This window comes from Paraglaciecola sp., assembly GCF_030730205.1.
Lineage (GTDB): Bacteria > Pseudomonadota > Gammaproteobacteria > Enterobacterales > Alteromonadaceae > Paraglaciecola.
In genome coordinates, this window is record NZ_JANQVQ010000224.1 from 1 (window position 1) to 10807 (window position 10807).

At 38.2% G+C, this 10807-nt stretch carries 8 protein-coding genes; 6 read left to right on the forward strand and 2 right to left on the reverse strand.

The annotated features are described in order from the left end of the window. Positions 1-371 precede the first annotated feature (371 nt). Both NWQ57_RS14945 and NWQ57_RS14950 read left to right on the forward strand, forming a co-directional pair. Positions 372-722 carry a hypothetical protein gene (locus NWQ57_RS14945; protein ID WP_306022961.1) on the forward strand — a complete coding sequence of 117 codons (351 nt, stop codon included), beginning with the start codon at positions 372-374 and terminating at the stop codon, positions 720-722. Next, entirely contained in the window at positions 722-2017 is a 1296-nt protein-coding gene (locus NWQ57_RS14950; RefSeq protein ID WP_306022962.1) for a type II toxin-antitoxin system HipA family toxin, read from the forward strand. Before NWQ57_RS14945 ends, NWQ57_RS14950 begins: the two co-directional genes overlap by 1 nt. A gap of 30 nt (positions 2018-2047) precedes the next feature. Here the strand turns inward: NWQ57_RS14950 and NWQ57_RS14955 are convergent, their stop codons facing one another. Beyond that, positions 2048-2245: a transposase gene (locus tag NWQ57_RS14955; protein ID WP_306022963.1), complete on the reverse strand. Its 198-nt coding sequence runs from the start codon at positions 2243-2245 to the stop codon at positions 2048-2050. Between the two features lie 295 nt (positions 2246-2540). On the opposite strand from NWQ57_RS14955, the gene NWQ57_RS14960 reads away from it, so the two are divergent. From NWQ57_RS14960 to NWQ57_RS14975, 4 genes are all read left to right on the forward strand, one after another. Next, the gene (locus tag NWQ57_RS14960) at positions 2541-2975 is read left to right on the forward strand and encodes a hypothetical protein (RefSeq protein ID WP_306022964.1); all 435 of its coding nucleotides are present in this window, start codon (positions 2541-2543) and stop codon (positions 2973-2975) included. 145 nt (positions 2976-3120) lie between these two features. Next, a complete protein-coding gene (locus tag NWQ57_RS14965; protein ID WP_306022965.1) occupies positions 3121-3576 on the forward strand; it encodes a hypothetical protein in 456 nt (151 codons plus the stop codon). Next, positions 3563-6082 carry a hypothetical protein gene (locus NWQ57_RS14970; protein ID WP_306022966.1) on the forward strand — a complete coding sequence of 840 codons (2520 nt, stop codon included), beginning with the start codon at positions 3563-3565 and terminating at the stop codon, positions 6080-6082. Before NWQ57_RS14965 ends, NWQ57_RS14970 begins: the two co-directional genes overlap by 14 nt. After that, on the forward strand, positions 6079-9306 hold the full coding sequence (locus tag NWQ57_RS14975) for a site-specific integrase (RefSeq protein WP_306022967.1): 3228 nt from the start codon (positions 6079-6081) through the stop codon (positions 9304-9306). The genes NWQ57_RS14970 and NWQ57_RS14975 overlap by 4 nt, the downstream gene beginning before the upstream one ends. 10 nt (positions 9307-9316) lie before the next feature. On the opposite strand, the gene NWQ57_RS14980 is transcribed toward NWQ57_RS14975, so the two are convergent. Next, positions 9317-10054 (reverse strand): hypothetical protein, encoded by a 738-nt coding sequence (locus NWQ57_RS14980; RefSeq protein WP_306022968.1) that lies wholly within the window; start codon positions 10052-10054, stop codon positions 9317-9319. Positions 10055-10807 lie beyond the last annotated feature (753 nt).

Here is a 10807-nt window from a genome sequence, read left to right on the forward strand (position 1 = left end):
AGGCAATGTCACATTAAAAGTTAACTTTATAGACAACTGCCCCAAGCCTTTGATAACAGAAACAAAAGAAGTAATAAGAATCATTATAATTTTAGAAGGAGGCAAAATTTTTAGCTGAATTTAATTAACAATTTAATCGACAGTTAGAACACCTATCAGACCTATCCGCATTTCCAGCTAAAAAGGTACGTTTAAGCCGTCAGAAAATTTAGATGTTGCATTAAGACCTAACCTATAAAATAAAATAATTGAAAAAAATCAAATAAATTAATTTAAAAAGACATAAAGTAAGCTTATGCTATTCTTAAAAAGAAAATATGATAGATTTAAAATCGAAAATACTTTTTTAAAGTAAGTTAAGAGGCCTTAATATGTCCAAAGATAGTATGCCCTACCTCTCTACATCACTGCAGGAGCTCATTCAAGAACGCAATCAACTACAGCAAACGATGGTGCATTTGGACGAAAACATACAGGCAAAATTGCAGCAGTCAGCATTAGATGGGTACCGCCCAGTGAGTAGCGAAACAGTGCAATGTAGCATTGAGGCGCATAAGGGGGATCTTTCCATATCTGAACTGGTGGCTTTTGCCGGCGTATCGATGCAAACCTATTACAACTCGATCCAGAGAGTGGATGCTGTATCTGTAGGCAAGCTTAATAACCTAATTGGTGCTGTTGGTTTGCAACTTTATATTGGTAAACGTCAGGGTAATAAGTAATGAGCGCTCCAACACGTATTGGTTTTGTGTATTGCAATGATCACTTAGCGGGGACAATCACTGAGTATTCAGTTCAAGCCGGTTACGAATATGAATTTCGTTATGACACGAAGTACTTACAAAGCGGGCTTGCGAAGATTGGTGCTAACCTCCCTCTGACTGAGTTACCATTACACAGGAATTACCTACCTGCATTTTTTACTAATCTAATGAGCGAGGGGTGGGTAAAGCGCCACCAAGCGAAGCTAGCCAGACTGGATATAGATGACAAATTCGGTCTCCTACTTGCACATGGCGAAGAGCTGATAGGACCAATTAAGGTACTGCCGAACTTACTCAAAGATGAAGATGCAGCTCAAAAAGCTGAATTACCAGAGAAAAACCTTAAAGGCTTCACCATCGATTTTGCCAGGCATGAATTTAATGAAGTAGCCATGAGGTCTCTAGGCAGAGCGTCCATTTCAGGGGTTCAGCCTAAAATGTTTCTCACTCATAAACCTGGCGCCAGGAAAACGTTAACAGCCAGCATTGGTATGGGTCCATACATCGTAAAACCATCCCCAAGAGATTTACCCCATTTAGCAATCAACGAATTTATTATTATGCGGCTTTGTCAGTTGACTGGGTTTGATGTTGCAGATCATGCCCTTGTGCCGTTTTCATGTGGTGAACTGGCCTATGTGACGAGTCGGTTTGATTTAGACACCACCGGCAGAAATACAAGATTCATTGAAGATTTGGCTTCTGTCATGGAGGTTGCGCCAGGGAACAAAAGTAGCGAGGCATTATCCTACGAACATGCATTAAAAGTGGCTCACGCAAGCTGCGGTTACCACGCTCAAATACTTAAGGATGGTTTTTTGCACGTACTCATGGCGTACCTCGTTGGTAATAACGACTTACACATGAAAAACATGAGCTTGGTCAGGCCCCTTGACAGTGACGCTGCAATCGGATTTTCAAAAATATATGACATGGTATCAGTAGCACCATACAAGGAATACGATGGTTCTGAGCTAAGTATCTGGCTTATGGAGAGTGAAGTGAGAAACGCAGAAAGTACTAGTTCATACAAAAATTATGGCTATTACACTGAGCATGATTTTGTTGCATTTGCCGCTCAACTGGGACTGCACCAAAAGATCGCGAAAAAGCTTATTCATTCTTTGGTTAAAAAGGTATCGCAGAATTTAGACAAAGCTTTTAATAGTGTTACAGGTTTTGACGAACTTAAACACGTCATGTTAAACCGTATTCAAGGGCGAATGGAAACGATGTCACGCCCTTGGCTGTAATGTATCAGCGACGTTTAAATTGAAAATACATCATGCCATCGCTTTAACAGCAAATATAGTTCTCTGCATAACAAGTCCGTTCTGAGTGGTATTTTTTCTTTTTGGCGAAAAAATTATAACTTGCCTTTGGAATAACGAGTTGTAACCGGCATAAGTATCAGCCTGCAGTTGACCTCGGCACCCTACTAAATGAGCAGTTGGGTGCAATCTTTTTCTATCTGTCCTCACTATATTGCACCCACACTGATTCTGAAAATCGGTCAGAAGTGTTCACTTAAAACCAGAACGAGTGTTCACTTTGGGCCAGAATACGCTCTCATATACGCAATACCAAAGTCCAATCTATGATTTTCAATCTTTTAACAGGCAAAAATAATCCTAAAGACACACTTATAAGATATTGATTTTATTTAACTTTTTAATTGACCTTTGATTTATTACTGTTAAAATTTACACAGCGCAAATGAAAATTGCGTATTAACCCTAAAGTACACAGGTTGTCATTTTTTACGATGGAGCAGTTATGAGTGCTGATATAGATAGTCAAAATCTAATAGAAATAAATGGGTTCACGCAGGACTTCGAGGCCTTTTTAAAAAGCAATAAATTTTGCAAAAAAAGCTATAAGGTTCGTTTTAGAAAGCTAAATAATACAATTTGCGTCAGAGAGGGAGAAAATGATTTCTACCTTCGATATAAACCCGAAAGAGGATGGCTTGATAATAGTATTGTAATTGCCCGAATAGGATTTTCTGAAGAGCGTGTTGGAAATGGAACCAAGTTTCTTAGGTTTTTGGTTGAAAATTCTCAGAAATATGCAATTGATAATATATTCATAGAGACAGCAAATGACATTTGCGGAAAATTCGCGCAAAAGTATGGGTTTATTAGATGGTCAGATGGTCACTGGTTCACAACTAGTAGTTTATTAAAAGCTAGACTGAATGACTGTCCCTGAGTTTGTTAGGAAGCCAGTGGTAATAGATGTGGCTTTTTACATCAAGTACAAGAAATTGAAGAAATGTAGGCTTTTTGCCTTGATGATACTAAAAATTTATTGTTATATAGCTTGATATACTACTCATATTAACAATAGGCCTTAATTGATAACAGCATCGATTAAACTTTCTGACATCACTGATTATCATGAAGAAATTAAGGGGCTTGCCTCTAAAACCTCATCGATAATGTATTTATTAGGGCCGAATGAGTGCACCGAACTTCTCGTTAAAAACCTATTAATTTTACATCCACTTCATTTAGTCAAAACCGAACTCGGTTATTTGCTAATTGCAGGTATTCGTACCTTTGAAATGGCCAAGCTGTTATTAAAAGAAGACCAAGTGGTCAACTGCTGTTTGCATGATCTGGCTGCACTGTCTCAGCCTGAATTATTTAACCTAGCACTTGCGGATATTGCAGGTTCATTACGCTTATTTAATTGCGCAAAAAATCCAGAAAAACAGACAAAGCAGCTGTTTGAAAATATTGGCCACGACAAAGTCAAAACACTGTTTAAAAAACTTACCAGTAAGCAAAAAATCGATGTCAGAAACTAAGATCATTTTTAACTATGGACATGTTCTCTCATCGCTTAACATACCCGTTTCACAGGAGAATAATAATTTTCTTAATTTTATTAATTGCCCAACTAATCTGCTTCGACTCCATGTTGTTCTAAAAAATACGATTGCCTGTTTATCACAAAAATTAATAAGTGAAATTGAGAATAACCCGATACTGAAGAGTCAAGCTTCTGGCTATCTCAATACTGCACTAAAGCTATTACCCTTGGTTGAGCAAGCTACCCATAATTCCTCACTATTTGCAGCAGCAATTGGGGCTACCCAGCCTGAGAAAGCTTTAAGAGGCGTCATCAGCAAAAATCCTCTTTATACCATGTTGTATACAACGGATAGCCAAGAAAAAAGTGCCGTACTTGAGTTTCATCAAACAATTCTTTTTATCCAACCGCTTGTCGCAGAAGCTCGTAAATCAAATATAAAAATAGAATTTAAAAACAGCGATTTTATCAGGATGAGTATCGGTTACCGACATCTGATTAAGTCTGACATCGTAACACAACGTCTGAGTACCTCTACCCGAAGAGCGAATACAGTTCAACTTTTACACGTTTTTCTTGATATGCTTGCAGAAGAACTAAGGGCTGAGTTATCACTTCCTTCCGCTTTAAAAGAACTTAAATCGCTCCGTAAAGACCAAAGCAATCCACTCCATGACAAGTTGCTTATCTATGATAATGCTAAATACGTCCGACGTGTAATTGGCTTGATCCGTGGTTCACCTATTCAACGCCGAAATGTTGGCCGAAAAACAAGAACCCAGACTCGCTCGAAGACTGTTAGAGAGAGAATAGGTAACACGATCCTGACCCCATTTACGTTGGCAGAGCTTGATGATGAAGAGCCTATTATTTATGGATTAATAGAAGCCACACAAGAACCTGATCCTGAAGCCTTATTATCAGGCGAAGTTGTAGACGAGGATGATACTGGTACTTTTGTGATTATTGACGAAAGCATCCCTCTAGAATCTTATGTTCATGAGTTTCATCAACGGCGTGTATCAAATGACACCCTTAAAAGGCTTGAGAGACAAAACAACTATGTTCCATATAGTTTGCAGTTGTTGTCACCGCAAGAAATCCAAAAACTCATGTTTTTTTTGGCGTCAGAGCAACATTCGCCACTTGAACAGATCCAACAGATCGTTTTAATGTGTATGTTTTTTACTGCGTCCCCGCTCGAGAATGCCATTGAATTACGTGTTGTCAACGAAATAAAAGATAACGCTACTGACACAAATATCACCTATGACCTGAGTAATCATCATTGGATCATTCCTGCTTTCGACCTAAAATATAAGACACATGAAAAAACAAGTGACTGCTTAAAAGTCGCAAAATACTTAAGACTTCCTGCAAGTCAATTTTGTGCCGCTACATTTGAACGTTTTAGAAAAAGTAATTTATCAAGCGAATCAAAAATTGTGGGCTTTGAACTAGAAGAACTTAAACCCACTTTACAAGCAACTGTCGATAAAACCATGCAAGGCAAACAAGGAGGATTAGCGCGGATCAGTAACCATATGCTCATTATGTCATGTCAGATATATGGTCAAGCAACGACAACCCTTCTTTATAACAGGGCGCCGCCAGGTAGTATCGCCAGAAGTTATTACACTACTTTATCAACACAGACTTTAAAAAATCGATACACCAGTCTGCTTAAATTGTTAGCGCCCATTATAAAAGGTGCGATCCAAACACCCACTCAAATTATCGTAAAAAAAAGTAACCAACAAGAACATATTGGCTCACAATGGCATCCTGATTATACCGTTATTCAAAAATGTATTGAGACCCTGAAAACAAACACTATTAAGTATTCAGAGCTTTGGGCAGACTATCGGCAATGGCATGATTTTCATAACCTTTTTACACTTTATGTGCTGTTCTGTACCGGTTTGCAAACAGGTCTCAGACCGCTTAAAACGCCTATTGTTGTACCTGAAAATATTATTTTGCCTGCAAAAGTTTTTATTCGTCGCGAAAAAAGTCAGTCTGATGAATTCAATACTCGATACATTCCTCTGGTTAATGAAGTTATAGAGCAGATGCAGCATTATGAAGAACATCTACTAGCCGTAAAAGGACGCCTGATCCGTTTAGGAACACCTGTAAAACAGATACCCAGACTTTTTTTCTTAGAGATTGAGCCAACCCAATCTGATAAGTTGAAAATAGTCCCATTTTCTGTAAGTTCCTATGATAAACAATTGTCTCATTACATAGATGCGCCCGTTAATTCAAACAGAAGACTACTCAGAGTTTTCTTGGAAGACCCCTCATCGATTAAGTCAACATTCACGCCAGTTCCTCATGAAATTATTGATGCTGTATTAGGCCATGCCAATATCGGCGAACAATTTTGGTCTTCAAGTTCAACACTGAGTATGCGTGCAATTTATCAAACCATCGAGCCATACATAACAGAGTTATCAAACATCCTTGGGATCAAGGTTATCCAAGGAATGCCATCATGAAATATGAAAAACTAAACAAAGTTGTCCGAACGGAGCTGAGCAACCTTAATCTAAAAATTAATGAAAAAAATATATGTATCCTTTCAGAGCAGGACTATGACCAGATATTTTGGACTTTGCTTAAAGCAGAAAATAACCCGTCAAAGTCAGTTAAAAAAGTTAAATTCACCGCACAATTAAATAGCTATGTAGACAGCAATCGAAGTTCGTACAGTGCGGACTTCCTGATTAAAAATCCGGCAAAACTCATTCGTCCAAGCCCCCCCATCCGCGAGGACAATATCAACGAAATCCAAGAGGTTGTTTCGTTCGATACTTTTTTTATTCAAAGTCTTGAAATGCAGGAGCTTTCAGATGAAGCGCTCTTTGGCAGACTACTCTACTGTGCCGTTCGACATGGTGGATTATTGAATCAATCTCATTTAAATAGCTTTTTGTCCCTGCTTTATAACAAGCAATTACAATCTGCAAAAGGCTTGATTTGGTTTGAATTACGAGGCTCTGCAAATGAACCTTACAACTGGACCCCTGATAACCTCACAGTACTTCTTATTAAACATTGGTATAACACTCAAGCATGTTTTGAAATCATAAGGTCACCTGAGCACTATCTTCGTAGGTTCTTACTACTGAATCCAGCACAAACGAGAACTGATATTAAATTAAGCTGGCTCTTTAGAGTGATTAATAGTCTGCTCTATTTGTCTTTAACACCTTTTTCACTACCACTTTTAACGGGTAAAGAGATTAACCTTACACTCAAATTACAACCTCTTTTAAGGCTGATAAGTGAAAAAACACCACCACTTTCAATTGACCATACACAACCTGAAGAGTCGTCGAAAACGCATACGATCCCTAGCAGTACTCAAGAGTCAACCAACAGCAAAAGCTTCTTAAATTCAAAAGCACTGTTAACCTCGGTTAAGCAGCAACTGAGAGAATACAAAAAAAGAAAACATAATGACGCAGAAAATGATAAAAATCCCAATAAATCAATGTCGCTTGCAAATGCCATTAAAAATGAGCCGATGCTTAAGGAGAATAATATCCTCCCAGTGACAAAGCTTTTAGTTGAATGGACACATAGCCGTTTAACAAGACAAAGCAGATGGTCGGGAAAACTCAAACCATCAACACTGTTGTCATACCTTGGATCAGTAGCAATTCCTCTTCAAGTACATATCGGTTATCGAGATCCACTCAATATGTCTATCGATGAGTTAGAAGATATCTATTTACTGATCATTGATGCGGGCAAAAACACTGCGGTAAAAGCTAGAAGGGCTAAAATTCTCAGAGATTTTCATATTTTGTTAGAGCTCGACTATCAGGTTAAGCCTTGCTATATCTTTCAAAGTTTTATCGTCGCAGGTAATAAAGACCAAGCCAATCTTGTTGATGCAAACATATTAATGCCTTGGGAGTATGATAATGCTATTGATTTTTTACAACAATCGGCCGAAATCACAGGACTTTTTGATCTGAAACGAAAAGCCGTATCCGTCTCATTAATATTAGGATTTCGCTGCGGTCTCCGTCGAAGTGAACTGTTATTTTTAAAGCTCAGTGATTTGGAATGGAGTATCAGCAACGAGAATACGACACCAAACTTGGCAACGTTGATCATTTGGCCATCGCAAGCGAGAGAACTAAAAAGCATATCCGCAAAACGGCGCTTGCCTATTGGCCACCTGCTAAATGAACAAGAAAAAAATATTTTTGCTGATTATTGCACTGAAAGACTCAAGTTAGGATTGGAAGATTCAGAGTTTTTATTTTATTTCGGTGATAAATCGCCGCTATTCTCCCGAGATGCGCAAGTTGTGCATGCGAACCATCTTTTTATGCCTCTGACAACGCTACTACAACGTGTTACTGGCGATAATACTTTTCGTTTCCACCACTTAAGACATTCATTTGCAACTTGGTTGTTTTGGTATTGGACTGCCGATATTCATAAATTTAGCCACCCGATCCCTGCCTTACAAAAACATCCTACCTTTAAACATTTAACGGATGCCAAAAACCATATTTTTAATCGAAATGAAGATCAACCAGCAAGAAACACCTTGCATACAATCAGTTCATTCATCGGTCACTCAGGTCCATCAATCACACTTTGCCATTATATTCATAGCGCACATTGGATTATCTGGTCTGATCTACAGCAACAATTACCCGATTTAACTGATAAAGCAAAAGCAACGTTGTCCGGTTTCACTACTCGGACCCTTTACAGAGAAATAAATAAAAAAGAACACAGTAGTACTTATTTTGATGGCTTTAATCGTTTTATCCAAAATAAGTTGGCTGAACATGTAAGCAATATCTATCCTGAATCCGTTGTTGACACTGACTCGTGGCTAACGCTGTCACCAAATACCATTGCGCCGTTGACACAAATTACGCCAACCGCTATTGATGAGTTGCTGATCTACGATGCTCTTTTGCAACATGTTAATAATGATGTAAATAGAACAACCTGCATAAAAAACTACAATATTGATGAAATGCTTTTTGACAAAGCAATTGCAAATGTGCACTACTTTTTTAGTCAACAGCAAAGCCCTCACAAGTACGGAAAAGTCAAACTCAGATTCAAGAACAGCTCACGTAGAGGCTATATTGGCTCTCAAAAAGTAAAGAAAGTCGCTGTTGATAAACTGGTAAAAATACCTAAGCAAGAGAATATACAACTCGTTATTGGTGAAATATTAAACAGATATAATGCACTGCCCGTTGATGACCAAAAAAAAGTGATTTTAGCTGCGAAATATATGGTGGACTTCTGTGATATTGAATGGTCTGATCTTCGATTCCGAAAAACATCATTGCCTGACACTGATGGCGAAAAGTGGCTAAAGCTGTGGTATGAGGTAATTAAATTAATCAGCATAGATGATGATTATATTCAGAATGTTAGATTAACGCTGGTCTGTCGCTATCAGTTTGATAGTGAGGAACGTCAATACTGGTGGGACCATTGGACAAAGGAACTGCCTAACTTTAACCGTGATGACCGCTATGATCCCAAATACCCCAAAACAGCTGCAATTCATCTAGATATCATGAGTAGACTAGAAACAGAGGATTGGTTAAATATAAAAGGACTCAATAAAAATGAGCCTATCCAAAAACGTAATCGCCCTCCTGCACTTCAGGGATTTCGCCTAGCGTTTTACATACTATTTTTTATCCATCATGATATGGATGAATTATGAACCAGTGAACTTATTTTTTTAAGAGGAATGAGGTATTTTGGTGAACGATTAAAATGCCAGCTTCTTCTGAAGCCATCAAATTAAACGCTGAGACATTGCCAAAATTAATATGTTTAGTATTTAGCCACTGCAAAATTTCTTTTCTATCTTTGCCATAGAACTTTTCCAAATTACTTTGAATTAGCAACAGTAAATGAAGCCTATCCCGATGAGCCGCAGTGAAATAATTATTGAAATCATCCTCACTCAATGGCCACATATTAGATTGTCCAGTCACTAACAAAGCCGCTTGTTTAGCTGATAACCTCCACATTGGGGCAATATTCTGTAAAAAAACAACATATGCTCTCCAGTACCTTTGCGAAGGGATAGTAGAATAGTCTGGAATTTGATCTTTCTGAACAACATTTACATAGTGTCTTTCAGTTCGTAATTTGCCAATATAGTCTGCTAATTTGTAAATATGATTTATATCAGCAAGATAATCGTCAAGAGACAATACCTGTGTATTTTTTTTATTTGGGCACCAAATAAACGAATTACCCTCAATGAGCACGAAATTAAGGCTGAGCTTTTGACTAAATACATTTAATTTATATAAAGTTGCTTCAGGACCATCTCGCTCATAAACTACCAGAAGTTGATATAGCCTCTCTTTGTTAACATAAGATTCATACTCCAAAATCACCCAACTTGAAAGTTGCCATGCCACATCAAACTGAGGTTGAAATTCATCTAAGCTATCCAAGCGACACCTTATAATTGCTTAACTATAAATTAAGTTACTGAATAGATTTAATTAAGTCAAATCAATATCAACCGATAAGGGCCGAAGATCACCGACGAGTAAATCGATTGCAGAGTACCGTCTTTTAACACAAATTTATAAACGGATAATTCTTACGCTTGCTGCTGTTAACTGAGACCATAACGCAATTTAAACGTGAACATTTAAGCGGCAGGCTTAGAAGTTTATTCGGGTGAAGGAACACCACTAATATCTCAAATGCTATACCCAAATTGGCGTGGTTTAGACAGAACTGTGCCAAAAATCCAGCCAAAATTGGCGCAGTTTGCAAAGCTACGCCATAATGGCGCCAAATCATCACCTTTCTCTTTGCCACTATGCCGACAATCAAAGATCAATTACAAAGCAGTATTCAATTTGCAGTAGTATCCAAAAATAGGCATGCAAATATCTTCAATATTATAGCCCGGCAATGGATCAAGTTTGGTGAGTATTTGGGTTTGCCAACTCATAATGTGGTAGCTGTTATTCCCTGGTCTTGATTACAGTACACAACAGGTCTTGCCGTTGTGGGTGCAGGTACACCTTGAGCTGCGCAGAAAAGGCGTCACCAAACTGCTGTTATGGCAGGAGTATAAAGCTGAGCACGGCAATAAAGCCCTTGGTTACACGCAGTACTGTTGTAGCTGATTTCTGGACAAAAGCGATTTAGAATTGCGGCCTAAATTTTTCAGCTATCAAACCCAAGTTATG

Excerpts from the sequence above, each read along its gene's own strand:
- NWQ57_RS14945 (WP_306022961.1), top strand. The coding sequence starts at position 372 with ATGTCCAAAGATAGTATGCCCTACCTCTCTACATCACTGCAGGAGCTC.
- NWQ57_RS14950 (WP_306022962.1), top strand. The coding sequence starts at position 722 with ATGAGCGCTCCAACACGTATTGGTTTTGTGTATTGCAATGATCACTTA.
- NWQ57_RS14960 (WP_306022964.1), top strand. The coding sequence starts at position 2,541 with ATGAGTGCTGATATAGATAGTCAAAATCTAATAGAAATAAATGGGTTC.
- NWQ57_RS14970 (WP_306022966.1), top strand. The coding sequence starts at position 3,563 with ATGTCAGAAACTAAGATCATTTTTAACTATGGACATGTTCTCTCATCG.
- NWQ57_RS14975 (WP_306022967.1), top strand. The coding sequence starts at position 6,079 with ATGAAATATGAAAAACTAAACAAAGTTGTCCGAACGGAGCTGAGCAAC.